The organism is Bordetella tumulicola (genome assembly GCF_054779135.1).
This window is the reverse complement of sequence record NZ_BAAGYU010000010.1, coordinates 550,972-577,230: the sequence shown is the minus strand read 5'-3', so window position 1 is coordinate 577,230 and position 26,259 is coordinate 550,972. Positions and strand designations below refer to the sequence as shown.

Here is a 26,259-nt window from a genome sequence, read left to right as displayed (position 1 = left end):
TCCGTCGTTAATCTATGCGGCAATCAGCGCCTGCAATCCATCCACCGCCATGGTGCCTGCCTGAAAACGATCTGACCGCAACGCTTTAAGAATCGTCGGGATGTTCGTCTTGATCCCTTCTACTTGCGTTGCTTCCAGGGCATTGATCATGGACAAGATTGCGTCATCGCGACTGTTTGCGTTCGTAATCAATTTGGCAACCATGGGGTCGTAGTGGCTCGACACGCGATTCCCTTCGGCATACCCCGTCTCAATGCGCAAGCCGATGCTCGACTGCGGCAACTGAAACACCCGCAGCAGACCAGGTGACGGTAGACAGCGAACAGGATCCTCGGCATAGATACGTGCTTCGATGGCGTGTCCATTACGCTTCGGCGTTTGTGTCAGCACATTCGATAATCGTTCCCCCGCTGCCAGGCTGATCTGTGCTTGCACAATATCGACACCAGTGATGGCCTCGGTTACGGCATGCTCGACCTGAAGTCGGGTGTTCACTTCCAGAAACGAAAAGCCCGATTCCGGCGTATACAGCATCTCTACCGTGCCAATGACGTCATAGCCGATCTTGATCAGCACTTGGCGTAATTGTTCGGCCATTTCCTCGACCACCTGCGGATCGATGGCCGCGGCGGGTGCCTCCTCAATGACCTTCTGGTAGCGACGCTGCGTTGAACAATCGCGCTCGAACAACGAGATGACTTCTCCATGACGATCCGCCAGAAACTGAAACTCGATATGCCGGGGCTCCCGCACAAAGCGCTCCATATACAAAGCAGAGTCACCAAAGGCCTTTTCCGCTATGCCGCTGGCACGCTCCCACGATGCCGGCAGACTCTGTTCATTCTCGACCGGAACCATGCCGATTCCTCCGCCGCCTCCGGCTGGCTTGATCAAAACCGGATACCCCAACTCTCGTGCCGCTCGCGTCACCGCGGTAACATCATCGCGCGGCAACACACCCGTGCTGCCGCCCATCGCCAATCCGTGCGCCTGCATCAACGTCCTTGCTGCCGCCTTGTTGCCGAGCGCTTCGATCCACTTGGGCGACGGACCAATGAAGCAATGGCCGGCTGCCTGCACTTGCCGAGCAAACCCTGCGTTCTCTGACAGGAACCCGTATCCCGGATGTACCGCGTCTGCCCTGCAGCGTGCCATCACATCCAGCAGCAAGGCCTGATTCAGGTAGCTGTCCCGCGCCGGAGCAGGACCAATGCATATGCTTTCATCCGCTTGCGCTACATACGGCAGGTCACGATCCGCTTCGGAATACACGACCACAGATTTCAGGCCCATCTCACGCACAGCGCGCAGAATGCGGGCGGCGGCAGCGGCTCGGTTGGCGATCAAGATTTTTTTCATCATTGCCCCCGGGCACTATGGCCGATAGCCATTAGGTGCGCGACCGGGCTCACGCAGCGGCGCCGCCAGATTGGCGAATTCAACCAGACGTGCCCGTGTCGTGGCCGGATCGATGATGTCTTCGATAACGAAGGCCTCGGCGCTGCGAAATGGCGATGTCAGGCCCCGCACCCGCGCCTCGATTTCCGCGCGCTTGGCCTGCGGATCGACTGCTGCCTCTATCTCTGACCGATAGGCGACGTCCAGGCCTCCTTCGATCGGCAGTGAACCCCACTGGGCTGATGGCCACGCATAACGGAAATTAAAGCGGCTCGAGTTCTGATGCCCTCCCGCAGCCACGCCAAAGGCTCGTCGCATAATGAGGGAAAACCACGGCACAGTAGATTCGGCCACCGCCGTCAGCGCCCGCACACCGGCCCGCATGACAGCGTCTTTCTCTGCCTCAAGACCAATCTGGAATCCTGCAATATCCACCAGATTAACGACGGGTAGATGGAATGCCTGCGCCATATCCACCAGACGCGTAAATTTCTCCGCGGTGTGGCGATCCCACCCCCCACCGTAGTGATAGGGATTGCTGGCCGCGAACACCACTGGCCAACCATCGATCCTGGCCAGCCCGGCTACGATAGCTTTGCCCCAGTAACGACCTATCTCAAACACGCTGTTCGGGTCAAACAAACTGTCGACAATGGGCCGTATCTTGTAGACCTTGCGTGTATCGCGTGGAATCGCGTCGCGCAACCACGCTTGGTCGATGGTCTCACGCGGCGTTTCCGCGCGCGGCGGTAATTCGTATACCGATGGCGGTAAATAACTGAGGAAACGTCGCGCCGCCTCGAATGCCTCTTCCTCGGATGCTACCTCGTCGTCGACCACGCCATTGCGGGCGTGTATAGCGCTGCCACCCAGTTCATTTTTGCTTAAATTTTGGCCGATTTTGGCAACGACGGGCGGGCCGGCAATAAACAACTGCGACGTATCCTTGACCATGACGGAGTAATGGCTGCCAGCCACTCGGGCCGCGCCCTGCCCGGCCACTGAGCCCAAAGCCAACGACACCACGGGCACCTGATTCAGGTTGCGCGCGACATAGGCCCAGATTTTCATCTTGGGTAGCAGCGCGTGTCCCATGTTCTCGATATTGCGAACCGAGCCGCCTCCGCCAGTACCATCGATCAGGCGAACAAGCGGTATACGCAGATCGAATGCCATCTGCTCGGCAAAGATCATCTTGTCACCAACGGCCCCATCATTGGCGCCTCCGCGCACGGTGAAGTCGTCGCCGATGATCACGACAGGCTTTTCCCCAAGGGTGGCACGCCCCATCACCACATTCGACGGCACCACATGCTTGAGTCGCCCATTCTCGTCGTACTCGCCGCTGCCGGCAAGCCCGCCGACTTCCACAAACGACTGTTCGTCGACCAACCGTGACACGCGCTCGCGCACCGTCAACTTACCGCCATCGTGCTGACGTTTTATCTTTTCAGGCCCGCCCATGCGCTGCGCAAATTGTTTACGCTGCTCCAGCTCGTCTAGTTCTGCCGCCCAACTCATCTAATACCTCCAGAGACTGCTTCCGCCCTTTTCGTCAGGGTTCCATTTCTATCCACGTATCGGCCAGCTGCAACGGCACGGCCGTGCACGCCTGGACCGTCGCGAAATCCACACCTTTAACCATCGCGATCACGCTTAACCCTTGTGGAGTCACATCTAGCGTCGCCAGATCGGTGTAGACCCGATCCACGACCGCCTTGCCGGTCAAGGGATATGTGCATTCCGGCACAATCTTCGGCTGCCCATCACGATCCACGTGCTGCATCATCACGTAAACTCGTTGGGCCCCGGCAGCTAGATCCATGGCGCCACCTACGCCGGGGATCGAATCTGGAGCACCCGTGTCCCAGTTGGCCAGATCACCCTGCGCCGATACTTGAAATGCCCCCAGCACGGTCAGATCTATGTGACCACCCCGCATCATGGAGAACGACACGACGTGATCGCAGATCGATGCCCCAACGTCTAACGCAACAGGCTCTTTGGTGGCGTTGAGTAAATCGGGGTCGACCAGCGCTCCGGGAGGCAGACCTTTCATACCCAAGATGCCGTTCTCGCTGTGCAGGACGATTCCCCGCTCCGCATCCAGAAAATCGGCTACTAGCGTGGGCATACCAATACCCAAGTTAACGTAGCAACCCGGCTCGATATCGTTGGCGATAATCTGGGCCATACGCTCACGCGATAATTTATTGACTGGCATTGGGACACTCGACAATGCGTTGAACAAAAATTCCTGGGGTGATCACGTGCTCTGGATGTATGTCGCCCGGCGGCACGACACTATCCACCTGCACGACCGTCATCTTGGCCGCCATACACATAACGGGTCCGAAATTTCGGCTGGCGTATCGGTAAGTCAGGTTGCCCGCGCTATCGCCATACCGCGCCTTGACGAAAGCCACATCACCCACGAGCGGTTGCTCCAACACGTAGCCTCGGCCGCCAATGACGCGAGTCTCCTTGTGCTGCGCCAAACGCGTGCCGTATCCCGTGGGTGTGAAAAACGGCCCTATACCGGCGCCGGCGGCACGCAACCTCTCAGCCAACGTCCCCTGTGGGACCAATTCCAGTTCGATTTTTCCCGCCATGTACCATTCGCTAAATGCGGCGGCGTTAGGTTTGAGCGGATTAGACGAGCGTGCAAACGAGCACACCATTCTGCGTACCCTTCCGGCCCGAATCAATTGACTCAACCCTGCTTCACCATTGCCAGCGTTGTTATTCACCACCGTCAGCTCGCGCGCCCCAGTCTCCAGCAGCGCCTGCAACAGCTCGGTCGGCACGCCCGACGCACCAAAACCACCAATCAGCAACGTGGAACCGTCCGCGACACCGGCAACGGCATCTTGTAGGGACGATACGACTTTGTTCAACATGAATTACCCCGTGCAATACGGGCGCGGGAAGCCCCGCGACCCGACACTCTGTTTACTGTGCCGCCAGATGCGCTGACCGGACCACTTCTCGCCACTTGTCAATCTCACTCTCGACGTATCGACCGAAATCTGCAGGCGAACGTCCACCGGGAACGCCACTCCAATTGCTTATTTGGCGTCGCACGACCGGGTCTTGCAGAATGGCCACGACGTCTCGGTGCAAGCTCTCCACCTGTCCGGCATCCGTGCCCGCCGGATAGAACAAGCCAAACCATGCGGAAACGTCGAAACCTTTCAGTCCAGACTCAGAGAGCGTGGGTACGTCTGGCAATGCCTCGACGCGCTGCGCGCTGCTAACCGCCAAGGCGCGCAATTTTCCTGCCTTGATATGCGGCAGTGACACTGCCACGTTATCGAACATCATCTGCACTTGACCTGCTAGCAGATCGGCGACTGCCGGCGCATTTCCTTTATAGGGGACCTGGATCACGTCAACGCCAGTTTGCAAGCGGAACATCTCCGCGGTCATATGCGTGGATTGACCCGTGCCTGAGTTAGCCAACGCCAGCCGGCCAGGTTGACTGCGTGCCAATTCGATTAGCTGCGCAACCGACGCCGCCGGTACACCGGGATTGACCACCAACACATTTGGGACAGCGAACACATCGGTGACCGGAATAAGATCTGCTGGCACATAAGCCAGTTTCTTGTGCAACGAATAATTGATCGCATTGGGACCCACATTGCCCATCAGCATGGTGCACCCGTCCGGCTTGGCGGCGGCCACCTGCGCGGCACCAATCGTTCCTCCCGCACCAGCCTTGTTCTCGACAACCACTGGCTCGTCCAACCGAACGGACAATTTGGTGGCAATCAACCTCCCCACCAGATCGGTCGTCCCGCCTGCCGCGGCAGGCACGACCATTTTCTGGACGCCACCCGGGCACTTTGCCATCACCGACCCGGTCGTCAAAATAGCCCCAATGGTCGCGACGACCCACAGCGTGCCTTGGATAGGCTTGCCCATATTTGTCTCCTTTGTTGGTTTTGTGTCTAGAGCGCTTGTTCGACGCCTAAAATCGCTGTGGATTGACTCGACAAGGTGCCACCATTTCCGTGTACAAGCGCCAATCCGGCATCGCGAATTTGTCGCTCACCGCAATCTCCACGCAATTGGCGCACGGCCTCGATCATCAAGAAAACGCCATACATGCCCGGGTGTACGCAGGACAAGCCACCGCCGTTAGTGTTGACAGCCAACTGCCCGCCAGGCGCGATAGCGCCATCGTCCACAAATCGCCCTCCCTCACCCTTCGGACAAAAACCCAAGTCTTCGAGGAACAGAATGGTATTGATGGTGAAGGCGTCGTATAGCATCGCTACATCCACATCGCGAGCCGTTACCCCAGCCATTTCGTAACAGCGACGACCGGATTCAAGCGCAGCGGTTACGGTCAGATCGTGCATAGAAGAAACTTGACGATTCCAGATCGCCGTCGCGTTACCGAGCACGTAAACCGGCTTGCGCGCCAGATCGCGCGCCAAATCGGCCCGAGTCAACACAAATGCGCCGGCACCATCACTGACCATGCAACAATCGCGCACCGTGAACGGGTCACATAGTGGTCGCGCACCATACACGTCATCCAGCGATAGCGGATCTCGCATCACTGCTTCAGGATTCAGCTGAGCCCATTTGCGTGCCGCCACCGCCACCTCGGCCAGTTGCTTGCGCGTGGTGCCATACTGATGCATGTGCCGATTGGCTGCCAATGCATAGGCTGCCACCGGCATGGGCGCCTCATAGGGTGTCTCGAACGGCTGCGGATCGAGAAACCGTCGCGTTTTGGTCAACTCGGCGCGGTTGAAGGTGGTAGTGCGCTGCGTACTGCCGTAACACACCAACACGTACTTGCATTGGCCCGACATCAGCGCGTGCATGGCCGGCAGCAGGTGCGCCACGTAGCTGGCCCCCCCGATCATGGAGCTCTCTACGAATGTTGGCTGTATACCCAGATACTCGATCACCGGCATCGCCCACATCGTGGCCAACGAACTGCACGTTGTAATGCCGTCTATATCTCTCAGACTCAATCCAGCGTCGGCGACGGCAGCCAACGCTGCTTGAGTCAGAATTTCCTGCTCGGTGTATCCAGTAGCCTGGCCCAAACCCGCCTGTCCCACACCGACCACCGCGGTCTTGCCTCTCAGATCGCGCAGATTCATGTCTGCACCTCCCGCGGATCAAAGACAATCCGGGCCGTCTCGCCCTCTCCTTCGATCCGGGCCCGTACAGGCATGCCAATGCGGACTTGGGAGGGCGGCACCGATACGACCTGCGCCATCATGCGCACCCCCTCTTCCAGATCCACCAGGCAAACGTTGTAGTCGCCTCCCTGTTCGGTTTTGCGATGCACCACGGTGGTGGCATAGACGACTGCCCGGCCAGACGGCTCCACCCAGTCCAGTTTTGCTGCACCACAATGTGGGCATACGCAGCGTGGATAGAACACGCCTTGGGCACATTCGCGACAACGCTGTATCTGGATGCGGCCTGAAGCCAGCGCGTCGAAATATTCACGCTCCGGTCCGAGTGGCGCCGATGTAGCGACTTGATTCTCCACCCTGCGTCTCCTTTTTTTTGCGCCGCCAATCTGGCTTCACATTTAAAAAGAGTGTAGGGAAATCCCCCTGAGGGATAAACTTGTCCGCGGCTAAATGACTTTTAACCTCAGGCTAAAAAAGCCGTTGCAACCAGAGACCCAATTCTTCACGATGTACGTATTGATCGATCACTTCAAACATGTACTGAACTTTGTGCGCGTGGCCGAGAGTCGCAGCTTCACAAGTGCCGCGGATCGGCTGGGTGTCTCTATCGCCTCCGTCAGTAAAAGCGTCTCTCAACTCGAGGCCCGATTGGGCGTCAAATTGCTGAATCGCACTACACGAAGCTTGTCGTTGACGGATGACGGCGAACTATTACTGCGACGCTGCCGCCAGATTCTGCACGACGTCGAGGCGACGGAGGCCGAAGTAACCGGCGCCCGTCTCACGCCAATGGGTAAACTTCGCGTACATGCCCCTGTCGGTTTGGGTCGCAAAGTCATCATGCCAGCGCTGCTATCACTGAACGAGAGGTACCCCCACCTATCGATCGACGCTGACTTCAGCGACCGCGTCCCTAACTTGGCCGACGAAGGCCTGGACGCAACCATACGCATCGGGCGCACAGCGGATTCGCGTGTCATTGCCAAAACGCTCACGCAGTTGCGGTATGTCACCTGCGCCAGTCCCGCCTATCTGGCCGCGCGTGGCACGCCAACCACACCCGCCGAGCTGGACCGTCACGACTGTCTGGCCTACGTACAGTGGCAGACGGGTCGCTATCACGAGTGGAGCTACGCCCATGGCAACGAGAGCTATGCACTGACACCGAGCGGAAAGCTGAACGTGAATCATCCTGAAGCCATCCTGGACGCGGTGATCGCTGGGGCAGGCATCGCCCGAATGGCCAGCTTCATTGCCGCGCCCGCTATCCTGGATGGCCGTTTGCAGTTGGTTCTGTCGGATTGGCTCGCCCCTGGCACACCGGTGCAACTGGTTTACTTACCCAATCGTCACCTGTCACCGCGCATCCGGGCTTTCGTTGACACCATTGCGCAGTCCATGCCGCCGTACCTTCCGTGGGAAAAGGAAATCGGCCTTCCGCCGCCAACCGGCCCGCTTGGCACTCGGAGTACGGGGTAAAGCCGATACTCAATATTCTGGTTTCTGAGACAGGTACCTATCAAGCCATGCCTACGACCCTACCTACCCAACCCATCACTCCCGCAGCATTTGCCCCTTACGGCTGGATGTTGGGCAAGCCCTTCCCCACGGACGCGGCAATTCCCGCGTTTACCAATCCCGCTACCGATTTTTGGCGCGAACATGTCTTCGATCCCGGGCAGGATGGCGAGCCCGAGATCCTTTGGGTCAACTATCGAAACGCGGACAACGTCAGCCAGTTGGAGAAACATCTACGAACCCAACAAGCCATTGTCCCGCTCACCGGATCAATCGTTCATATCGTCGCCCGCAGCGCGGCTGACGGTAGTCCGGATCTAACCACGCTCTCGGCGTTTATGGTGAGGCCCGGACAAGGTTTGTGTATGGCGCCGGATTGCTGGCACGCAAGCCGAGTGCAATCCGCAGAAGTCACTTGCCTGATGCTGACACGGCGGTCCACCACCATGGATTTGGTGGCGCATATGAATACAGGATGCGCCGCGCAAGAAAGTATGCTTGCTGCGGTACCAACTATTGAAATTATGGGCAATGGCTAGGAATGGCTGCACGTCAGGCAACCACCTAGTTTCGACCCAGCATCTCACAGAGCCTCGTCAACGTCGGAATAACGAGATGAGGCTCGCGCTGGATCCGCGGGGTCACGGCCTGCGTTGTAGACGGGTCACGAACCAGCCATGCTGCTTGCATACCGGCACCGATCGCACCCAGCACATCTGCCGCGTAATCGTCTCCGACATGGAGCATGCTTCGGGGGACTACATCCACCATTTGCGCCGCGGCATGAAAAATAGCCGCGTCTGGCTTGGCCACGCCCACGGTCGCTGCATGCAGCGTGCCTTTAAAAAAATGTGCGCCGCCAGTCTGCTGAAGATCCGCATTCCCATTCGTCACGGCGACAAGCGGAAATCGGGTGCTCAACCATTCTAGCGACGGCAGAACATCTTCGAAGAACTCGACTTTCTGTCGGGCAGAGAAAAAGATCCCATACGCCGTCTCGACAAGCGAGACATCCTCTCCGGCCTGCTCCAGCGCCATCTGGATAGATCCCAATCTCAAACGACGATAATCGCCAGCCAAGTCAGGGCGCACGGTTTCAAACTGGACTCTGAGCCGCCCGAGCGCCTCTCGCGTGGCCAAGACTCCGGCTGTTCCGGGCGCGTGCTCAATCAACCACGAGCGCAGGGCATCTTCGGCCCCTGCCACTGCTTGTGCAAACGACCATAACGTGTCGTCCAAATCCAGGGAAATGGCCTCGACGGCATTTAAGCGCATATGTCTCGTAAGGCCGGGTTTGCGATACGCACATAGTCGGTGGATCTCAACACAATCGATCGATCCAATCTGCCCGCGTTGAACGCAATCTCGTCGTACGTCTGTACCAGAGACGGATCGACGACCAGCTTGATGGCACTGGAAAACACAAAGGGCGGTATGGATCCGATGACACACCCGGTGGCTTGTTCTGCCTCCTGCGGCGAGGCAAGCGTCACTTTCTTCAAGCCGCCTGCCTCAGCAACCTTTTTAAAGTCGACTTTCTTGATCCCGGGTAACACGGCAAGAATCAATTCGCCGTCCCCACTCTTGCTCTTGCAGAGCATCGCTTTGGCCCCCTGGCCGGCGTCGGTGCCTCGAATCGCCGCGACCAAGTCCGAACGACCCTCCGCGGGATGCTCAATGATTCGAAAATCGGCCGAGTGTTTCTCGAGCAACTCGACAAGATGATCATAGACAGCGTGCATGATATGTATTGGCTCAAGCACCCTAAGCCGTAAGCGGCAAAGTACCGAGCCAAACCCTTTTCTTTTATTTTTAATTCAATGGATGAGCCGTGCCACGGTTATGCGCCCGACGCATTGCCGGACATCAGCGAGCAAAAGCGCTCCATATCCACGTTGCCACCACTAATCAGAATGCCAACCCGTTTGCCTTGGAGGGTGTCCTTCATTTGAATCGCCGCAGCCAGGCCCAAGCAACCCGTGGGTTCGGTCACGATCTTCATGCGTGTGGCCAAGAATCGCATCGCCTCGATCAATTGCGCGTCAGCGACAGTTAGTATGTCATTCACGTCGCGCTTAATGATCCCGAATGTGTATTCCCCGAGATGTTGGGTTTGTGCGCCATCTGCGATGGTTTTCGGTGTATCGATATGGACAATGCCGCCGCTGCGAAATGACTGCTGCCCATCGTTACCCGCTTCGGGCTCAACGCCATACAGCGTGCAATTCGGCGCGAGGGCCCGCGTGGCAAGTGCCGTACCCGACAATAATCCACCGCCGCCCAGGGGGACGAACAGGTAGTCCAGTTCGCCAATTTCCTCCAAGAGTTCCTTGGCAGCGGTGCCTTGGCCGGCTAATACGTCCGGATGGTCATACGGCGGGATGAGCGTATAGCCATGCTCTTGTGCAAGCTGGCGGCCGATGGCTTCGCGGTCGTCTTCGTAGCGGTTGTAGATCACGACAGTGGCGCCGTACCCCTTGGTGGCGGCGACTTTGGCCGCGGGTGCGTCATGCGGCATCACAATCGTCGCGGGAATGCCCAGCAACTGTGCGGACAGCGCGATCCCCTGTGCATGATTACCCGACGAAAACGCCACGACGCCGGCGCGTTTTTGTTCTGGAGAAAATTTTGCCAATGCGTTGAAGGCGCCACGAAACTTGAATGCCCCCATACGCTGAAAATTTTCACATTTCAGAAAAATCTCGGCGCCGGTCAGCGCATTCAGCGTACGGGACGTCAGGACGGGCGTGCGATGGGCGTGGCCGGAGATTCTAGATGCCGCGGCTTCGACATCGGCATAGGTAGGGAGAGTCATAGTCATCAGGATTCTTACACAATAAAAATATTACCAGGGCCAGGCAACGACCGTGCCATCATTCTTTTCTTTAGCTTGCTCATAGAGAAAGCGTCCGACCGTCAAGTCTTGTAGGGCAAGGCCCGTCATATCAAACACGGTGATATCTTGCATACCCCGCTCGAACGTGGCGCGCCCGGTGAATAGATCACCCATCTCGACAACGGGCAGTTCAGGCGCCCACTGACACTCACCAATGGACCGGGCCTGTGCTGCGTCGTCCGCGACAATTCTAGCGCGGTCAAGCACCCCGGCGGGCAGCTCTCGCTTGCCGGCGGTATCAGCGCCTACGCAAGTCACGTGCGTACCGGGCTGCACCGCATCGGCGCTAAACAATGGCCCCCCGCCCGGCGTGGCCGTGATGATCACATCACTCGCTGCCACGGCAGCGTCGCGGTCCCGCGCCAATGACAACTGGCACTTACCGGAAAACTCCGCCTCGAAATTCGCATCGGGTTCATTTGAAGCGCTTACGTAGCGTATCTCGCTCAGAGCCGGCAGGATACGTAACGCATAGCGCAGTTGCACACGCGCCTGCACACCCGACCCGAAGAGACAGAGTCGAGTGCTGTTTTTCCGGGCCAGTTGCGCGAGGCCCAGCCCGCCCGCAGCACCAGTGCGCGCTGTGGTGACCGCGTTTCCATCCATGAAACAGAGCGGACGTCCGGTGGAGGGATCTATCAGTACGATCGTTGCCTGGTGAGGTTCACCACCCTTTTCTCGATTGCCGGGCCAAAATCCCGCCGCCTTAAAGCCGAGCAGATCCTGGCTAGCGACGTCTCCCGACTTGATACCAAACACTCCACCGGTATGCAGCTTTTCACGAACCACCGGAAATACACGACCGGCACGCAGGCTGTGCAGGGTGAAAGCCTCGCGAACGGCAACCAGCACGTCTTCGGCTTTCAGTGCGGGCTCCACGTTGGATTTCGCAAGCAGGAGGACGGTTGCATTACTGGTCATAGGCCGATATCCATGAGTGTCACAAAGGGGGGATTTTCAGAGAACTGAGCGAAAAAATTGAATCCCAACCCGTATTGGCGAGATTCAATCTGTCTGAAACGATACGACTCATCAATATGAAGTCACTGGGTAAGCCTATTGGCTGACCGTGATCCCCGCGTCTTTGATGATGTTTTGATACTTAGCCGAGTCGGCCTTGATGTATGCGCCGAACTCAGCCGGCGTGTCTGGGGCCACGGCCATTCCCTGTTTTTTCAGATCTCCGATCACTTTGGGATCTTGCAGAACCGCGTTCAGTTCCTGATTCATTTTCTTGATAATGGACTCGTCCATCCCTTTGGGCGCCAACATACCGAACCACAAATCGAAGGCGTCATCTTTCAACTTGGCGTTTTGCGTCAATGGCGCAACCCCTGGCAGCGCATCGGCAGGCTCGCGCCCGGTGACAGCAAAGGCCTTGAGTTGGCCCGACGAAATGTAGGGCAACGCCGTGCTTAGCGTAAGGATGGACATGTCGACGCGACCGCCGATGACATCCTGCAAGATCGATGAAGCGCTGCGATACGGCACATGGAGAATATTCGCGCCGGTTTTCTTGTTGACATATTCCAGCAGTAGATGCTGTGGTGTGCCAACACCCGAGGTGGCGAGGCTCAACCCGCCAGCTTTCGTGCCCGCCAGTGCGAGCAGGCCATTCAGGTCATTGACGGATAGCTTGCTATTGCCTACCAGCACCATAGGCGAGGTCGAGATCAAGCCCACAGGGGCCAGATCCACCAGACCGTTGTATTTCAACGCAGGATTGACGGCCCAAGCAATGGCCACCTCGCTGCCGGAACCAATCATGAACGTGTAACCATCTGGTGCAGACTGCGCAGCGCGCGTCGCGCCGATAGAGCCACCCGCACCGCCCACGTTTTCGATCACAATGGACTGCCCCAAGCGCTCTGCCAACGGGGCCGAAACCAGGCGTGCGACAGCGTCGACACTGCCACCGGCCGCGTACCCAACCACGAGTGTGATTGGCTTTTCTGGCCAAGCCGCCCACGCCGATGATGCGGCGGCCAGAGACGCGGCGCCAACCAGGAATTTGAGAACGGACCGCCCTACGGACGGCCGAATCGACGACAGCATAGTTTTCCCCTTATGTAAACTTTTCGATGTCAAACTTCGCTTAAGACGTGCCCGCTAACTCTTGATCGACGACTGACAACCAGTACGCAATACCGTAGGGCAAGGCTTCATCATTGAAATCGTAGTTAGGCATATGCAGATGCCCGCCACCATCGCCGATGCGACGGCCATTGCCGATAAACATGAATGCACCGGGCCGCTTTTGCAGCATCCATGAAAAATCCTCGCCCGCCGTCAGCTGGGTCATCTGTCCATCGACCGCCTCGGCGCCCGAGACGCGAGACGCCGCACAACAAGCTGCTTGCGTCGCATCAAGGTCATTGACTACCGGGGCCGCGTTCCACCAGCACTTCACCTGCACCTCGGCTCCCACCAATTGGGCATGTGTCTGGGCCAAAGTAGTGATGCGTGATTCAAGTAGCGACTGGACAGCTGGCGAGAATGCCCGCATGGTCCCGGAAATCTTGAGTTCGGCGGGCATCACGTTCATGGCATTCGGATCGCCGGCATGAATATGTCCGACGCTAATAATCGCCGTTTCAGACGGCGCAACATTGCGAGCAACGATCGCCTGCAGACCGAGTACAAAATTCGCTTGTGCAACGGTCAGATCGGCCGCCAGGTGTGGCGTCATGCCACCGTGGCCACCCGAACCCCGAAAGGTCACTTGCCAACGGCCAGAGGCCGCCATGAAAGCATGCGGCCGAATTCCAAAACTGCCCACGGGCATGGTGGGATACGAGTGCAGTCCGAATATCCGATCGCAGTGAAAACGCTCAAAGAGTCCATCCTCGAGCATGGCAAGCGCCCCGCCACGTCCTTCCTCTGCCGGCTGAAAGATCAGATGGACGGTGCCATCGAAGTCGGGTCGCTTGGCCAACAATCTGGCGGCCCCCAGCAACATGGCCGTATGCCCGTCGTGGCCGCACGCGTGCATCTTTCCTATATGACGCGACGCATGAGGAACGTTGTTTGATTCAGTCATGGCCAACGCGTCCATGTCAGCACGCAGTCCAATGGTTCGACGCTCGGGATTACGGCCGCGAATGGTCGCGACCATGCCAAGCCGACCCACGCCGGTGGCCACATCGATTCCCCATTCGCGCAGGCGTTCGCGCACCAGTTCGGCGGTACGTGTTTCCTCAAAGCCGAGTTCAGGATTCGCGTGTATATCGCGCCGGATGGCAACGATGTCGTCAATATCTTGAGATGCGCGCTGCAGATAATCGTTCATGAACGTAAATCGAATATGGAGGGATAGTCATTTTTAGCATATTTGTCTTAATATAGACAAAACGTCGAATTATTAATAGGTCAGGAAAACCCGAACGCGGCGTCGGATCCGACCTGCATTCAGCGCTGCGAAGGGGTGACGCGCCCGCTACACTAGCCCTCATCATTTTCCGTTCGCCGGCTTTTTCTAGGTTTTCTATACAAATGGCAAAAGCAAAACTCACAGATGAGCAACAGATTATTCTTGATCAGGTCAAGCAGATTGCGGATGGCCTGGGCCAGACGTTAGCGCCCTTTGTCGAGGTGGTGGTGCACGATCTACGATCGCCTAAACACGCCATCATGGCTATCCACAACAATTTGTCTGGGCGTAATGTCGGCGACCCCGCAACGACGCTGGGTCTGGCGCGAATTGCCGACGATGACTACCCGCAGATTCTGGCGAATTACCCTAACGAGTTCGCCGATGGGCGACGAGCCAAGAGCACCTCTATTGGCATCAAGGGTTCCGACGGGCATTACTTTGCAGCGCTGTGCCTGAACGTCGATCTCACCCTCTTCAAGGGCTTCAATAGCATGATGGAACAGTTCGCCACCGTCTGCAGCGAACAAGTGGCAGAGTCTCTTGACCCCGCCAACTCGGACGCCGTACGGGCCCGCATCGACAGATTCGCGGTTGCTCTTGCTACGACGCCGCGGTCACTGAAAACCAGTCAGCGCCGTGAACTGATGCAGCAACTCAAAACAGAAGGATTTCTCGAAATCCGTCGATCGATGGAAATCGTTGCCCAACACCTTGGAATCTCTCGCGCCACAGCATATAACGACGCAAAGTAAAGAGTCGGGCTGACTGCTCGATGCGCCTACGTACTGGCCGCCATCTTTTCGACCAGCGAGAGTGCCGAGTAATTGTCCGACACGCCATCAACGAGAAACACCGCACCTTTCGAATTGCACGTTCGCAATGGGATCAGCTTGCGATAGGCCGGTGACGCATACCACTGCTGGGCCTGATCGATTGAGGGAAACTCGATAATCACGCAATCGTCATTCATCGTGCCCTCGATGATCTCGGCGTGAGTTCCATGCACGAGAAACCGTCCGCCGAAGGGCTTCATGGTGTCTTCAATGTTACTGACGTATTCGATGATTTCTGCGTTGAAATCTACGTCACGAAGCAATCCTATTGCATAAGCAGGCATACCGATCTCCGTGTTGAGAATGAACATTGGGTTCAAGCTCAGAATACGCAAGCCCGCCAATACTGTCGATTACCTCTCAGGTAATATTCTTGGGGCGCAGTAGTGCCTCGGTCTCCGAGTTCGCAGGATAGAACAGCTCGATGCACAGCTCTTGCAGCGTGATATCTTGCGGTGTACCGAATGTGGTTAACGTGGTGAACAACGAAAGGCGGCCCATAGGCAGGTCAAGAACGCAGGGGACCAGCAACGCTTGGGTATTTGCATACTGATCGTCGTCCCCCGATGCCAGTGCCGCCTGCACGTTTGGATACGCGAGGACTTCTACCTCTAACCGCAGCAGATCCGCATCATGACTGCTCTCGATGGCGGTGCGTAGATTACGCAATAGATGCCGCGCCCATTCGGCAAAATTCACAGTAACCCGCGCGAGGCCTTCCGGGTGTAACGAGGCGCGATAGACATTCAGCGACGGCTCGCGTAACGTCGAAGGCAACAGTTCGGCTAATGTCATTGCTGCGCTATTGGCTTGCACGACGTTCCACTGCCTGTCCAGCGCAAAGCCGGGATACGGATTGTGTGCCTCGAGCAGCCGGTTCAACGCCACGCGTACGGCATGCATGTCCGGGGACTGCAGCGTGCGCTGGGTAAATCGTGGTGCGTACCCCGCCGCCAAGAGAATTTGATTGCGGTCACGTAAAGGCACACTCAACCGCTCGGTAAGCGCCAAAAGCATATCGGCGCTAGGTTTTGAGCGTGCCGTTTCGACGAAGCTCAGGTGACGGCTGGAAATACCCACGTCTAATGCCAACGCCAATTGACTGAGATTGTGACGACGGCGCCAGCTCCGGATAAGCTCGCCCACTGAGGGGTTGGGTGACCCTGCGCTGGGCTCGGTCATATAAGGTCTCCTGGATACTCTCGGATCATTAGTGCCCGTGCGGCCTTTGAGCGACGGAACGGATCAGCCAATCGATGCTGCGGTCGGCGCCTTTTTATCGTTGTACCGTAGCCAAGCCAATCCAATCAAAATCGCCAACACCGGAATCAATGATCCTACGTTCAGAATCGTCCATCCCTTTGTCGTCACCAGCATTCCCGAGGTCAGCGAGGTCAGCGCCATTACGCCAAACACGCAGAAATTCATTGCACCCTGTGCGCGGTCTTTTTCTTCGGCAGTGTAGGTCGACAGCGACAGTGTCGTGCTACCGGTAAAGAGGAAATTCCAGCCTACGCCCAGCAGGAACATCGATGCGGTGAAATGATGAAGTTCCGCCCCCGACAGTGCGACGAAGATGCAGATCAAATTCAGTAAACCGCCGCACGTCATGACCGGCAATGCGCCGAACCGCTTGATGAGATGCCCCGTGAAAAAGCCCGGCGCAAACATGCCGATCACATGCCATTCCAGCACGAATGCCGCGTCGGAAAAGGGCATATTATGGTGTTGCATTGCCAATGGCGTAGCGGCCATCAGCAAATTCATGACCCCATAGCTGAGCGCCCCTGTGCCGGCCGCAATCATAAAGGCGGGTTGGCGAGCGATCAGCGCGAGAGAACGCCCGCCTGCGGCCGCCGTACGTGCCACGACCTTAGGAAAATCCATGCAGGCCAAGATCGCCATCGCGACAAGCGCGACCCCGACCAGAGCCAAATAGGCGCCGACGAACGGCGTGTCGAACAAATTTTTTGAGTAGGAAGCCAGATTTGGGCCCAGCACCGCTCCCAGCAAGCCGCCTGCCATCACGAGCGAGACCGCCTTTTCGCGCGCCTCCGGTGCCGAAAGCTCGGCGGAAGCGAAGCGATAAAGCTGACCGTTGGCAGAGTAATACCCCGCGATCATCGTCGCCGTACACAGCAGCCAGAAGCTTTGAATATAAGCCGCAAAGGCGCACAGCAGCGCGGATCCCAGCGCTACAACCAAACCCAGCATGAAACTGGCTTTACGGCCAAAGCGTTTTTGCGTCCATGCCACGGGCCCGGTGCACAACGCGCCCCCCACGACATAACCCATCACCGGCAGCGTCGCCAGCCAGCCAAAAGGCGCGAGTGTGAAACCCACTAGGCCGTTGACAGCAATGAACGTGACATTATTGGTCAGGAACAAGCCCTGCAGAATAGACAACAGCCAGAGGTTTCGATTCATTTTGCCGAAATGGTTGATGCCGCGGCGCTTGACTTAGCCGTCGAGGGATATATGTGGTTTATATATCTATATTACCAGTGGTTATTATGCGTAGCATTCGGGCAATCGCCTCCCCCTTACAGCTCAGTCCACTCTCTCAGCAAATTGTGATAGCAGTTCGCCAATGATAGGGTCTGCTCGGTTTCCCCGAGCTGCGCGCGCAATTGCTGGATGTTCTGATCGAGCTCGAACAACATCTGCCGCCGGTTATGCTCGCGAATCATGCTCTGGATCCAGAAAAAGGATGCCACGCGGGCGCCCTTCGTCACGGGTGTGACGCAGTGCAGGCTGTTGGCGGGGTACAAGATCATGTCGCCAGCGGGTAGCTTGACCAAGTGCTCGCCGTAGCTGTCTTTGACAATCAGCTCACCGTCCTCGTACTCATCGGGTTCGCACAGGAACAAGGTGGCGGACAAGTCTGTGCGCAGCCAGCCGGGCGCGGCAGGAAAGCGACGCACCGCACCGTCCACATGAAATCCGTAGGTCTCTGCGGACTCGTAGCGATTAAATAACGGCGGCACGGTACGCAATGGCAGAGCCGCCGCAAAATACAGGGGACTACGACCCAGGGCACGCAGCACGGTCTCACCCAACTCACGAGCTAGATCAGACGACTCGTCGAGTTGACGATTGCGTTTAACGGCAGCCCCTTGGTTACCGACGGTGCCGCGGCCGTCGACCCAGTGGGCGCTGTCCAGGCGACTACGCATGTCTCGGACTTCGTCCAGCGTCAGGATCTGAGGAATATGTAGCATCGTTGACTGCCCGCTAAAAAAGACATAACCGCCGCGGCAGACAGGATCTGAACCCTGCCCTCCACGGCGGATATCGACCTCCGCTGTCAGCGATCAGAAATGAATGTTGGCTGTCAGCAATACCGTACGCGGCGCGCCCGGGAAGTAGCGGTAACCGCTCTTGTTGATCGCCGCCACGTACTCTTTATTAAAGAGATTGTAGACGTTGAGCTGGAAGTCCAGGTTCTTGCTGACCGCGTAGCCTGCCATGGCGTCAAACACCCAGTATGCACGTACATATTCCGGCGTGCCGGTTGCCCCGTCAGAACCACGCTCCATACTGCCCACATAGCGCGCGCCACCCCCAAGCGTGAAGCCACTGGGATGGCGATAGGTGCTCCACATCGAGAAGGCATGCTTCGGGGTATAGCTCAGGTTGTTGGAACCGTTGTTGGTCACAGAGGGGCCGTCGTCCACGGTCGCATTCTGGATCGTGTAGCCCGCGCTGACCGACCAGTTGTCAGTGATCTGGCCACTGGCGCCCAACTCCAGTCCTTGCACGCGTTTCTTGGCGGTTTGGCTATACGTGCCATCGGGGTCTTGCTGGATTTCGTTATCGACTTCGGTGCGAAACAACGCGGCACTGACCAGCAAATTGCGGTCAAAGAGCTCCCACTTGGTGCCCAGCTCGGCGGTCTTGGCCTTCTGAGGAGCAAAATCAACGCGGTTGGCACTGTTGCCATTACCTTCAGCCGCCAACTGGAAGTTCGAACCGCCGGGGGGTTGTTGCGATACACCGTAGTTCACGTAGATATTGCCGTTAGATGCCACACGATACAGGGCGCCAAGTTTCCAGTTCACCAGATTGCCCGAAATGCGCTCGTCGACGGTATTGATTGGCGTACCGACTGGGGCGCCATTGCACGCGACCGGATTACGACCCGTACCGCCGCAAGCGGTGGCGCTGTCGTATTTGGTGCGATAGTGATCCAGGCGAATGCCGCCGTTGACCTGCCATGCATCGCTTAGATCGATAGTGTCGAACGCGTAAATGGCGACCGTATCCGTGGTCCCGTGTGCGTTGGCACCGTTATTGTGTATACCGTCTGCGCTGATGCTGTTGTCGGGATTGTAGATATTGACCGGCGGATACGTCACGGGTGGTGTCATGCCGTACGAATCCTGCATTTCACTCGTGAACTCGAAGCCCGTGCTCAAGTCGTGTTTAAGCGAGCCGGTGTTGAACTTGGCCGTCAAGTTTGTCTGGTTGGTCCAGATGCGGTTGTTGATGTTTTTCTGATTGGCCGAACGCGACATGTACCAGGTACTCGGATCATTGGGATCGCCAATCGTCAGGTTCGACGCGCCTGCCATGAAAGAGGTCAACAGATAGTTCTGCTTGGTGCGCGACCAACGGGTCACATTGCGCAGCGTCACGTTTTCGTTGAGATCGTGCTCTAGGCGCAAGGTCGCCATGTCAGTGGTCGAGTAATCGTGATCTGATTGAGTGCCGTAGAAATTATTGGTATCGACCGTGTCGGCGTTGTCCAGAAAGGACAGTGAATCATTGGGTGCGGAGTAACCCGGCAAGCCTATCGTGACCACGCCGCCATCGGGCACATTGGTCTGTTTGACGTGCATAAAGTCCAAGAACACGCGAGTATCGGTTCCCAGGCCAAAGGCCAGAGACGGCGCGACGCCCCAACGGTTGTTTTCGATTTGATCACGACCCGCTACGTCGGACTTCAAACCCATCATGTTCAAGCGAAACGCCGAGGTCTCGCCGATGCTTTGGTTCCAGTCCAGCGTCGAACGCTTATAGCGCGCGCTGCCGATGCCAAAGCTGGCGTCAAAGCTGTTGTCGAGCTTGGGTTGCTTGCTGACCAGATTGATCGAGCCGCTAGGTGCGCTGCGGCCATAGTCTGAGCCAGAAGGCCCTTTAATGACCTCCACGGCTTCGGTATTGAACATATCGCGTTTCACGCTGGCGATATCCCGAATGCCATCGACATAAATACTGTTGGACGTATCGAAACCTCGCAGATAGATGGCGTCGCCGGTTGAGGTATTGCCGTTCTCCCCCGCGTAGAACGTCCCTGCGCCGGCTACGTTGCGCATGGCTTCGGTCAGCGTGGTGGCCTGCTGGTCCTTCATCAGTTGCTCGGTCACGACCTGCACGGTTTGCGTCGTGTCGACGAGCGGCTGGGTGAATTTGGGAGATTCGAGCCGGTTTGCCTTGTACGATGTTCCGTCCTCACCAATGACGGTAACGGGCGACAGGGTATTGACGCCCGACGCCGCGGGGGTCTGGGCCGCGGCCATACCAGACTGGCCCAGCATCAGTGTCGCCAGGACAGAGGCTGCGGCATTGCCCGCCAGGGTGCTCTGGCTCACGGCGCATAGGGGTGCGCATTTTCTATTCTTGATATATGGCATTCGGCTTCTCTTCGGATGTGAACAAACAGGGCGTCCTCTCCTACGATCCTGTTTCAGTTAGCTACAGAGAATAGGATTCTAAATAAAAATGATTTTTATTAACTGACAGAAAACTGAAACGTTGCAATACAGAGACACGGCATAAAATCGACAGAACCGTCCCTCGTTCTTACATCATGAGATTCTTTATGTCGCAGCGATCCACACGCCTTGCCATGCTGATGGCAGGCATTTGCCCCACCACCGCGAGCACTGCCCGGGCGGTCAAGCGATCCGGGGCTTCGGTTGACTAACGGTCTTCCATGCTGACCTTCAAACAGATCGAAGCGCTGTACTGGGTTGTGCAGTTGGGCAGTTTTGCCAATGCGGCCGAGCGGCTCAACACGACCCAGTCCGCGATTACCAAGCGCATCCGGGAATTAGAGACCCATTTCAATATCCAGGTCTTTGACCGTAGCGGTCAACGGGCCACGCTCACCAGCACCGGCGAAGAACTGCTGGCGATGGCGACAGATCTGCTGGGCCGCCGGGATCAGATGCTGCTGAAGATGCAAGGCATTAAGCCGTTCTCGGGCTCGCTGCGGCTGGGCATTACGGAAATCACCGCAATGACTTGGCTGCCTAAGTTGATGAAAGAGTTGCGGACGTTGTTTCCCGAACTCGTGGTTCAGCCCAAGATCGGCCTGGCGTGGCAGTTGCAGCAAAGTTTGTTGCAAGGACAACTGGATATGGCCATCTTGCACCGAGAATTGCGCAACCCGTTCCTAGAGGCGGAACCGATCGCGCAAGTGAACTTCTCATGGGCGGGCAGCCCCGAAATAATTTCTCCGACGAAGGTGTACTCGCTAGAAGAAATCTCCCGCATGAATATCATTCGCCAAGATCCCGAGTCAGGCCTTAATGCCATCTATGACGAATGGTTTGCCCCCTTTACGCCGCAGTCGAATCTGTTCACCATTAATAGCCTGCAGGCCATGGTAGGGATGGCGGTCGCAGGGTTTGGCGTGACGTGTATGCCAGAGGATTACTTCTCGGATCTATTCGCAAGCCGCAAGCTGGTTGCCCTGCGTACGACCAAAACGACGCCCTCGTCCTTGTACTGTGCGATGTACGCCAAGCAATCGAACACCATGTTCTATCAGGAGATCGCGCGCATTGCGCGCGAGGTGTCTGATTTTTCTCAGCCGTACGGCGGTGTTAATGCTTGATATCCGACAGAAACTTGCGCGCCCGATCAGTCTGAGGTTGCTCAAAAAACTGTTTGGGCGGGGCTTGCTCGACGATGCGGCCGGCATCCATGAACCACACCGTGTCAGCCACATCGCGGGCGAAGTTCATTTCGTGTGTCACGCACACCATCGTCATGCCCTCGGCGGCGAGTGATTTCATCACCAGCAGCACTTCGTTAACCATTTCGGGATCCAGTGCACTGGTGGGCTCGTCAAACAGCATGATGCGCGGTTTCATTGCCAGCGCGCGGGCGATGGCCACACGCTGCTGCTGCCCACCCGATAACTGACCCGGATAGGCATCAGCCTTGTGGCCCAGACCCACGCGCTCCAGCAACGCAACAGCGTGCTCACGGGCCTGCGCTTTATTCATGCGCTTGAGCATCACGGGCGCCATCATCAGGTTGCCCAGCACATCCATGTGCGGGAACAAGTTGAACGACTGAAACACGAAACCAATATGGCTACGCATCTCGTCTAGCGAACCACTGCCATAAACATCCGTGCCATCGACGAAGATGTTGCCCTTCTGGATAGGCTCCAGGCGGTTGACGGTACGAATCAATGTGGACTTTCCCGACCCTGAGGGCCCACATACCACCAGGACCTCTCCTTTTTGTACTTGGGCATTGATGTTGTCCAGGGCGAGATAGTCGCCATACCATTTACTAACGTTCTTGAATTCGATCATGAGTAGGCCTAGGCTGCTGCAGGTCGAGATCCGTTCATGCGGATCTCGACGAGTTTAACGGCGCCGGTAAGAATCAGGTTCAGCACGAAATAAGTCAGCGCCAGCAATGCGAAGACCTCAAACGGCTTGGTCAGCAACATGTTGTTGACCTGCGCTGCCGCAAACGTCAGTTCGTGCACGCTGATCACGAAACCCAACGAGGTTTCCTTCACGGTCGAGATGAATTGACTGAGCATGCTGGGCAAGGTGTTGTACAAGGCCTGCGGCAGCACGATCTTGCGCATAGTCTGCATATGGCTCAGGCCCAGCGAGCGGCCTGCTTCCATTTGTCCGGCCGGTAACGCCTGAATGCCACTGCGGATAATCTCGGACAGATAGGCGCCCTCGTAGAGAATCAACGCGGCGGCCATGGTGGTCACGCCACTGACCGACGTGCCGATCACCAGGGGCAAGAAAAAATAAGCCCAAAAAATGAACATGATGAGTGGCAAACCCCGCACCAAATACACCACCGCCGTTGCCGGCCAATAGAGTATTTTGTGCGAGCTGATGCGTCCCAGCGCCAACAACACGCCCAGCGGGAACGCCAATGCCAGGCTGATCAATGCCAAGCCAATCGTTGCGATCAACCCGCCCATCGGACCGTTGGGCCATTGGCCGACCAGCAACAATAACCAGTTATCGGAGAGTATTTCCAGCATGACGCGTTACCGGGCCTTGGTCACGTACGCGACCCGTTTAGAGAGATAGGCGCCCGTAACCATCAGCAGCAGAGAGATCACCAGATAGAGCACTGTCACAACGGTGTAGATTTCGAACGTTTTAAATGTGGCGGATTCGATTTCCCGGCCCGCCCCCGTGAGCTCAATCAGACCAATTGCCATTGCCAGGCTCGTGTTTTTAAACAGCAGCAAGGTCTGATTGGTCAACGGCGGAATCGAAATCTTGAATGCTTGAGGCAGGATCACCTTGCGCATAGTGCGCAGATAACTCAGGCCCAAGCTACGCGAGGCCTCCATCTGGCCGCGAGGAATCGCGCGGATCGCGCTACGCAGGTCCTCGCTCACATAAGCAGCCATCACCAAGCCGATGGCGATGGTCGCGTAAAAAAACTCGCCACCCACACGGTTGATCACATCTTCCGCCGCCAGAGGCATGAGAGCCGCCACACCGAAATACCACACCAGAATATGGACCAACATCGGCACGTTGCGATGAAAAGCCACATACAAGATGATCAGGGCGTTCAGTATCCGAATGTTGAGCATGCGCAGCACAGCCAGCACGCTGCCCAGCACGAATGCGAACACCCAGGCAAACAAAGTCATTTTCAGGGTGGTGAAAAGCCCACCCAGAATCAGCGTCGGGTAGCCGTTATTGAGTAACGCACCGAAATCTAATGTGTAGTTCATAAACCGCTACCCGCTCTGCCCACATTAACCCTTGATTTCTTCGACCTTGAAGACGCGCTTGGACGGGAACTTGGTGTCCGGGCCAAACCAGCGGTCATAAATCGTTTGGAGCTCGCCGGACGACTCCAGCTTGGAGAGCACTTTGTTAACTTCGTTGCGTAGACCCTCTTCGCCCTTGCCCATACCGATACCCCACGGTTCGACGAACAGCGGATCTTCGATGATGTCGAGTTTGACGGGCGTCGCCTCAGCATCTTGCTTGAACTTGATCAGCATGAGCTCAGATCCGACAAAGCCAGAGACCTTGCGCTGTTGCAATGCGACAAAGGCCGTGGGAGGATCCTTGAAGGTCACGGTGGTCACGTCGGGGATCAGGCGCTTGGCACCCGCCTCGGATGACGAGCCCGACACAGCGCTGACGCGCTTGCCAGCCAGATCTGCGTTGGTTTTCAACGTGGCCGCATCATCGCGACGGATCAGAATTTTCTGGGGGCTGACATAGTGCTGGTAGCTATAGTCGATCTGCTCTGCACGCTGCGGGCTCCAGCCCAGATTGGCGGCCACCACGTCGACACGCCCCCCAGCCAATTCGGGGATTCGGGCGGCCACCGAAATCATTTTCACCTCGAGCTTGACGCCTAGATCGTCGGCGATCGCCTTGCACAGATCTATTTCGTAGCCCACAACCTGGCGCGTCTTGGGATCCTGGAAGCTAAACGGCTCGGACGTACCCAGCGTGCCGCAAACCAGCGTGCCACGCGCTTTGATATCGGCCAGCGCGTCTGCGTGCGCCATATTTACAATGCCCAGGCACGCCAATAGGGGAACGCACTTCAGTATATTTTTGAAGACCATGATTTCCTTCCTTGAATGTTATTGAAGTTTGCTGCAAGCCTGCGATAGCTTTTCGCAGCCGGTCTTGATGGTTTCCAGATCGGTGGCGAAACTCATGCGCAGGTAACCAGGGTTGCCATAGGCCGTGCCGTCCAGGACCGCAACACCGGCCGCGTCCAGCAGGTAATGCACGAAATCCAGATCATTCGTAATGGCCTTGCCAGCGGGCGTACGCTTGCCGATGAAGCCCTGGATATTGGGAAATACGTAGAAGGCGCCCGCCGGATTGGGACACGACATCAACGGGATGCGATTGAGCAGATTGACGATGGTGTCGCGGCGCTCTTTGTAAATCGCCACGGTATCGGCCACGCATTGCTGATCGGCTGTCAGTGCCGTCGCCGCGGCGACTTGGCAAATCTGGCTGGCGCACGAGGTCGATTGGGAAATCAGCGTCGAGATCGCTTTGGCCAACCACGCGGGGCAGGCCGCGTAGCCAATGCGCCAACCGGTCATGGCATACGCCTTGGAGACGCCATTGACCAGCATCACGCGCGATGCCAGGCTCGGATTCACGGTCAGCGGCGAGAGATAGGTACCGTCGTAACAAAAGTGTTCGTAAATTTCATCGACCATCAGCAGCACTTGCGGATGACGCTCCAGTATTGCCAGCAATGCCTTCAGTTCAGCCTCGGTGTAGATCGCACCCGACGGGTTATTCGGTGCATTGAGCAGCAACCACTTGGTGCGCGGCGTGATGACAGCCTCGAGGGCCTGGGGCGTGACTTTGAAATCCTGGGCTTCGGTCGTCGGCAGAATCACCGGCTTGCCATCATTCAACAGCACCATGTCCGGGTAGGACACCCAGTAGGGCGTGGGAATGATGACTTCATCGCCCGCGTCCAGTGTGGCCTGCAAGGCCGAGAAAATCAATTGCTTGGCGCCCGTACCAACAACCAGTTGATCCAAATCGAAAGACAACTGATTTTCACGCTGAAATTTTTGCTGTACGGCCGACAGCAGTTCGCGAATACCGGACGATGAGGTGTACTTCACCGCACCACTCTCGATCGCGCGGATACCGGCCTGCGCGATGTGTGCCGGGGTTGCCAAGTCGGGCTCACCGATAGTGAAGTCGACAATATCTTTGCCTTCGGCGCGAAGCATGTCGACTTTGCGTTTGGCCGCCATGCTCGGCGACGGTTTGATGGCGCTCATGCGCCGGGCAAGAAATGAGGGGGCTTGATTCGAGTTGCTTAGCGTCATGATTC

At 57.1% G+C, this 26,259-nt stretch carries 27 protein-coding genes; 4 read left to right on the top strand and 23 right to left on the bottom strand.

Annotated elements, in window-relative coordinates; all coding sequences use genetic code 11:
• Window positions 1–12: 12 nt before the first annotated feature.
• The 7 genes from ACYVDM_RS19955 to ACYVDM_RS19925 are packed head-to-tail and all read right to left on the bottom strand — an operon-like array spanning window position 13 to window position 6,922.
• Complete coding sequence (locus tag ACYVDM_RS19955; protein WP_415788872.1) at window positions 13–1,359, bottom strand: acetyl-CoA carboxylase biotin carboxylase subunit; 1,347 nt, start codon at window positions 1,357–1,359, stop codon at window positions 13–15.
• Window positions 1,360–1,374: 15 nt separating this feature from the next.
• Window positions 1,375–2,919, bottom strand: a complete 1,545-nt coding sequence (locus ACYVDM_RS19950) for an acyl-CoA carboxylase subunit beta (protein ID WP_415788091.1) — start codon at window positions 2,917–2,919, stop codon at window positions 1,375–1,377.
• A 34-nt stretch (window positions 2,920–2,953) separates the two neighbouring features.
• The gene (locus tag ACYVDM_RS19945) at window positions 2,954–3,622 is read right to left on the bottom strand and encodes a 3-oxoacid CoA-transferase subunit B (protein WP_415788089.1); all 669 of its coding nucleotides are present in this window, start codon (window positions 3,620–3,622) and stop codon (window positions 2,954–2,956) included.
• Entirely contained in the window at window positions 3,609–4,298 is a 690-nt protein-coding gene (locus ACYVDM_RS19940) for a 3-oxoacid CoA-transferase subunit A (protein ID WP_415788087.1), read from the bottom strand. Before ACYVDM_RS19940 ends, ACYVDM_RS19945 begins: the two co-directional genes overlap by 14 nt.
• Before the next feature lie 52 nt (window positions 4,299–4,350).
• Window positions 4,351–5,325 (bottom strand): Bug family tripartite tricarboxylate transporter substrate binding protein, encoded by a 975-nt coding sequence (locus ACYVDM_RS19935; protein ID WP_460475444.1) that lies wholly within the window; start codon window positions 5,323–5,325, stop codon window positions 4,351–4,353.
• 26 nt (window positions 5,326–5,351) lie between these two features.
• Window positions 5,352–6,524, bottom strand: a complete 1,173-nt coding sequence (locus ACYVDM_RS19930) for a thiolase (protein WP_415788083.1) — start codon at window positions 6,522–6,524, stop codon at window positions 5,352–5,354.
• Window positions 6,521–6,922, bottom strand: a complete 402-nt coding sequence (locus tag ACYVDM_RS19925; protein WP_415788081.1) for a Zn-ribbon domain-containing OB-fold protein — start codon at window positions 6,920–6,922, stop codon at window positions 6,521–6,523. Before ACYVDM_RS19925 ends, ACYVDM_RS19930 begins: the two co-directional genes overlap by 4 nt.
• Window positions 6,923–7,016: 94 nt before the next feature.
• Here ACYVDM_RS19925 and ACYVDM_RS19920 point away from each other — a divergent pair, with 94 nt between their 5' ends.
• Both ACYVDM_RS19920 and ACYVDM_RS19915 read left to right on the top strand, forming a co-directional pair.
• On the top strand, window positions 7,017–8,045 hold the full coding sequence (locus tag ACYVDM_RS19920; RefSeq protein ID WP_415788079.1) for a LysR family transcriptional regulator: 1,029 nt from the start codon (window positions 7,017–7,019) through the stop codon (window positions 8,043–8,045).
• Between the two features lie 47 nt (window positions 8,046–8,092).
• Window positions 8,093–8,623: an ureidoglycolate lyase gene (locus ACYVDM_RS19915; protein WP_415788077.1), complete on the top strand. Its 531-nt coding sequence runs from the start codon at window positions 8,093–8,095 to the stop codon at window positions 8,621–8,623.
• Between the two features lie 25 nt (window positions 8,624–8,648).
• Here ACYVDM_RS19915 and ACYVDM_RS19910 read toward each other — a convergent pair whose 3' ends face one another.
• The 6 genes from ACYVDM_RS19910 to ACYVDM_RS19885 form a co-directional block, all read right to left on the bottom strand.
• On the bottom strand, window positions 8,649–9,359 hold the full coding sequence (locus ACYVDM_RS19910; RefSeq protein WP_415788075.1) for an HAD family hydrolase: 711 nt from the start codon (window positions 9,357–9,359) through the stop codon (window positions 8,649–8,651).
• Window positions 9,350–9,826 (bottom strand): YbaK/prolyl-tRNA synthetase associated domain-containing protein, encoded by a 477-nt coding sequence (locus ACYVDM_RS19905; RefSeq protein ID WP_415788073.1) that lies wholly within the window; start codon window positions 9,824–9,826, stop codon window positions 9,350–9,352. The genes ACYVDM_RS19910 and ACYVDM_RS19905 overlap by 10 nt, the downstream gene beginning before the upstream one ends.
• A 98-nt stretch (window positions 9,827–9,924) precedes the next feature.
• Complete coding sequence (locus ACYVDM_RS19900; protein WP_415788870.1) at window positions 9,925–10,908, bottom strand: threo-3-hydroxy-L-aspartate ammonia-lyase; 984 nt, start codon at window positions 10,906–10,908, stop codon at window positions 9,925–9,927.
• Between the two features lie 21 nt (window positions 10,909–10,929).
• Window positions 10,930–11,901 carry an ornithine cyclodeaminase family protein gene (locus ACYVDM_RS19895; protein ID WP_415788071.1) on the bottom strand — a complete coding sequence of 324 codons (972 nt, stop codon included), beginning with the start codon at window positions 11,899–11,901 and terminating at the stop codon, window positions 10,930–10,932.
• Window positions 11,902–12,036: 135 nt separating this feature from the next.
• Window positions 12,037–13,035, bottom strand: a complete 999-nt coding sequence (locus ACYVDM_RS19890; protein WP_415788069.1) for a Bug family tripartite tricarboxylate transporter substrate binding protein — start codon at window positions 13,033–13,035, stop codon at window positions 12,037–12,039.
• 40 nt (window positions 13,036–13,075) lie between these two features.
• On the bottom strand, window positions 13,076–14,269 hold the full coding sequence (locus ACYVDM_RS19885) for a M20 aminoacylase family protein (RefSeq protein WP_415788067.1): 1,194 nt from the start codon (window positions 14,267–14,269) through the stop codon (window positions 13,076–13,078).
• Between the two features lie 203 nt (window positions 14,270–14,472).
• On the opposite strand from ACYVDM_RS19885, the gene ACYVDM_RS19880 reads away from it, so the two are divergent.
• Window positions 14,473–15,105, top strand: coding sequence for a helix-turn-helix transcriptional regulator (locus ACYVDM_RS19880; protein WP_415788065.1), 633 nt, complete (start codon window positions 14,473–14,475; stop codon window positions 15,103–15,105).
• Window positions 15,106–15,131: 26 nt separating this feature from the next.
• Here ACYVDM_RS19880 and ACYVDM_RS19875 read toward each other — a convergent pair whose 3' ends face one another.
• From ACYVDM_RS19875 to ACYVDM_RS19855, 5 genes are all read right to left on the bottom strand, one after another.
• A complete protein-coding gene (locus tag ACYVDM_RS19875; protein ID WP_415788063.1) occupies window positions 15,132–15,470 on the bottom strand; it encodes a DUF1330 domain-containing protein in 339 nt (112 codons plus the stop codon).
• Between the two features lie 76 nt (window positions 15,471–15,546).
• Window positions 15,547–16,368 carry a helix-turn-helix domain-containing protein gene (locus ACYVDM_RS19870; RefSeq protein WP_415788061.1) on the bottom strand — a complete coding sequence of 274 codons (822 nt, stop codon included), beginning with the start codon at window positions 16,366–16,368 and terminating at the stop codon, window positions 15,547–15,549.
• A gap of 63 nt (window positions 16,369–16,431) precedes the next feature.
• Window positions 16,432–17,613 carry an MFS transporter gene (locus ACYVDM_RS19865; RefSeq protein ID WP_415788059.1) on the bottom strand — a complete coding sequence of 394 codons (1,182 nt, stop codon included), beginning with the start codon at window positions 17,611–17,613 and terminating at the stop codon, window positions 16,432–16,434.
• A gap of 116 nt (window positions 17,614–17,729) precedes the next feature.
• Window positions 17,730–18,407, bottom strand: coding sequence for a Fe2+-dependent dioxygenase (locus ACYVDM_RS19860; RefSeq protein WP_415788057.1), 678 nt, complete (start codon window positions 18,405–18,407; stop codon window positions 17,730–17,732).
• Window positions 18,408–18,500: 93 nt separating this feature from the next.
• Window positions 18,501–20,822 (bottom strand): catecholate siderophore receptor Fiu, encoded by a 2,322-nt coding sequence (locus ACYVDM_RS19855; protein ID WP_415788055.1) that lies wholly within the window; start codon window positions 20,820–20,822, stop codon window positions 18,501–18,503.
• A 302-nt stretch (window positions 20,823–21,124) separates the two neighbouring features.
• Between ACYVDM_RS19855 and ACYVDM_RS19850 the strand changes: the two genes are divergently transcribed.
• On the top strand, window positions 21,125–22,030 hold the full coding sequence (locus tag ACYVDM_RS19850; RefSeq protein ID WP_415788053.1) for a LysR family transcriptional regulator: 906 nt from the start codon (window positions 21,125–21,127) through the stop codon (window positions 22,028–22,030).
• On the opposite strand, the gene ACYVDM_RS19845 is transcribed toward ACYVDM_RS19850, so the two are convergent.
• Genes ACYVDM_RS19845 through ACYVDM_RS19825 form a run of 5 tightly spaced genes read right to left on the bottom strand, consistent with a single transcriptional unit; the run spans window position 22,020 to window position 26,254 of the window.
• Window positions 22,020–22,742, bottom strand: coding sequence for an amino acid ABC transporter ATP-binding protein (locus ACYVDM_RS19845; RefSeq protein ID WP_415788051.1), 723 nt, complete (start codon window positions 22,740–22,742; stop codon window positions 22,020–22,022). The two genes, ACYVDM_RS19850 and ACYVDM_RS19845, sit on opposite strands and share 11 nt — an antisense overlap.
• Window positions 22,743–22,750: 8 nt before the next feature.
• Entirely contained in the window at window positions 22,751–23,443 is a 693-nt protein-coding gene (locus ACYVDM_RS19840; protein ID WP_415788049.1) for an amino acid ABC transporter permease, read from the bottom strand.
• 6 nt (window positions 23,444–23,449) lie between these two features.
• Window positions 23,450–24,154, bottom strand: a complete 705-nt coding sequence (locus ACYVDM_RS19835) for an amino acid ABC transporter permease (RefSeq protein WP_415788047.1) — start codon at window positions 24,152–24,154, stop codon at window positions 23,450–23,452.
• A gap of 24 nt (window positions 24,155–24,178) precedes the next feature.
• Entirely contained in the window at window positions 24,179–25,009 is an 831-nt protein-coding gene (locus ACYVDM_RS19830; RefSeq protein WP_415788045.1) for an ABC transporter substrate-binding protein, read from the bottom strand.
• Window positions 25,010–25,027: 18 nt separating this feature from the next.
• On the bottom strand, window positions 25,028–26,254 hold the full coding sequence (locus tag ACYVDM_RS19825; protein WP_415788043.1) for an aminotransferase class I/II-fold pyridoxal phosphate-dependent enzyme: 1,227 nt from the start codon (window positions 26,252–26,254) through the stop codon (window positions 25,028–25,030).
• Window positions 26,255–26,259: the final 5 nt, after the last annotated feature.

Excerpts from the sequence above, each read along its gene's own strand:
- ACYVDM_RS19955 (WP_415788872.1), bottom strand. The coding sequence starts at position 1,359 with ATGAAAAAAATCTTGATCGCCAACCGAGCCGCTGCCGCCGCCCGCATT.
- ACYVDM_RS19950 (WP_415788091.1), bottom strand. The coding sequence starts at position 2,919 with ATGAGTTGGGCGGCAGAACTAGACGAGCTGGAGCAGCGTAAACAATTT.
- ACYVDM_RS19945 (WP_415788089.1), bottom strand. The coding sequence starts at position 3,622 with ATGCCAGTCAATAAATTATCGCGTGAGCGTATGGCCCAGATTATCGCC.
- ACYVDM_RS19940 (WP_415788087.1), bottom strand. The coding sequence starts at position 4,298 with ATGTTGAACAAAGTCGTATCGTCCCTACAAGATGCCGTTGCCGGTGTC.
- ACYVDM_RS19935 (WP_460475444.1), bottom strand. The coding sequence starts at position 5,325 with ATGGGCAAGCCTATCCAAGGCACGCTGTGGGTCGTCGCGACCATTGGG.
- ACYVDM_RS19930 (WP_415788083.1), bottom strand. The coding sequence starts at position 6,524 with ATGAATCTGCGCGATCTGAGAGGCAAGACCGCGGTGGTCGGTGTGGGA.
- ACYVDM_RS19920 (WP_415788079.1), top strand. The coding sequence starts at position 7,017 with ATGACTTTTAACCTCAGGCTAAAAAAGCCGTTGCAACCAGAGACCCAA.
- ACYVDM_RS19915 (WP_415788077.1), top strand. The coding sequence starts at position 8,093 with ATGCCTACGACCCTACCTACCCAACCCATCACTCCCGCAGCATTTGCC.
- ACYVDM_RS19910 (WP_415788075.1), bottom strand. The coding sequence starts at position 9,359 with ATGCGCTTAAATGCCGTCGAGGCCATTTCCCTGGATTTGGACGACACG.
- ACYVDM_RS19905 (WP_415788073.1), bottom strand. The coding sequence starts at position 9,826 with ATGCACGCTGTCTATGATCATCTTGTCGAGTTGCTCGAGAAACACTCG.
- ACYVDM_RS19895 (WP_415788071.1), bottom strand. The coding sequence starts at position 11,901 with ATGACCAGTAATGCAACCGTCCTCCTGCTTGCGAAATCCAACGTGGAG.
- ACYVDM_RS19890 (WP_415788069.1), bottom strand. The coding sequence starts at position 13,035 with ATGCTGTCGTCGATTCGGCCGTCCGTAGGGCGGTCCGTTCTCAAATTC.
- ACYVDM_RS19885 (WP_415788067.1), bottom strand. The coding sequence starts at position 14,269 with ATGAACGATTATCTGCAGCGCGCATCTCAAGATATTGACGACATCGTT.
- ACYVDM_RS19880 (WP_415788065.1), top strand. The coding sequence starts at position 14,473 with ATGGCAAAAGCAAAACTCACAGATGAGCAACAGATTATTCTTGATCAG.
- ACYVDM_RS19875 (WP_415788063.1), bottom strand. The coding sequence starts at position 15,470 with ATGCCTGCTTATGCAATAGGATTGCTTCGTGACGTAGATTTCAACGCA.
- ACYVDM_RS19870 (WP_415788061.1), bottom strand. The coding sequence starts at position 16,368 with ATGACCGAGCCCAGCGCAGGGTCACCCAACCCCTCAGTGGGCGAGCTT.
- ACYVDM_RS19865 (WP_415788059.1), bottom strand. The coding sequence starts at position 17,613 with ATGAATCGAAACCTCTGGCTGTTGTCTATTCTGCAGGGCTTGTTCCTG.
- ACYVDM_RS19860 (WP_415788057.1), bottom strand. The coding sequence starts at position 18,407 with ATGCTACATATTCCTCAGATCCTGACGCTGGACGAAGTCCGAGACATG.
- ACYVDM_RS19855 (WP_415788055.1), bottom strand. The coding sequence starts at position 20,822 with ATGCCATATATCAAGAATAGAAAATGCGCACCCCTATGCGCCGTGAGC.
- ACYVDM_RS19850 (WP_415788053.1), top strand. The coding sequence starts at position 21,125 with ATGCTGACCTTCAAACAGATCGAAGCGCTGTACTGGGTTGTGCAGTTG.
- ACYVDM_RS19845 (WP_415788051.1), bottom strand. The coding sequence starts at position 22,742 with ATGATCGAATTCAAGAACGTTAGTAAATGGTATGGCGACTATCTCGCC.
- ACYVDM_RS19840 (WP_415788049.1), bottom strand. The coding sequence starts at position 23,443 with ATGCTGGAAATACTCTCCGATAACTGGTTATTGTTGCTGGTCGGCCAA.
- ACYVDM_RS19835 (WP_415788047.1), bottom strand. The coding sequence starts at position 24,154 with ATGAACTACACATTAGATTTCGGTGCGTTACTCAATAACGGCTACCCG.
- ACYVDM_RS19830 (WP_415788045.1), bottom strand. The coding sequence starts at position 25,009 with ATGGTCTTCAAAAATATACTGAAGTGCGTTCCCCTATTGGCGTGCCTG.
- ACYVDM_RS19825 (WP_415788043.1), bottom strand. The coding sequence starts at position 26,254 with ATGACGCTAAGCAACTCGAATCAAGCCCCCTCATTTCTTGCCCGGCGC.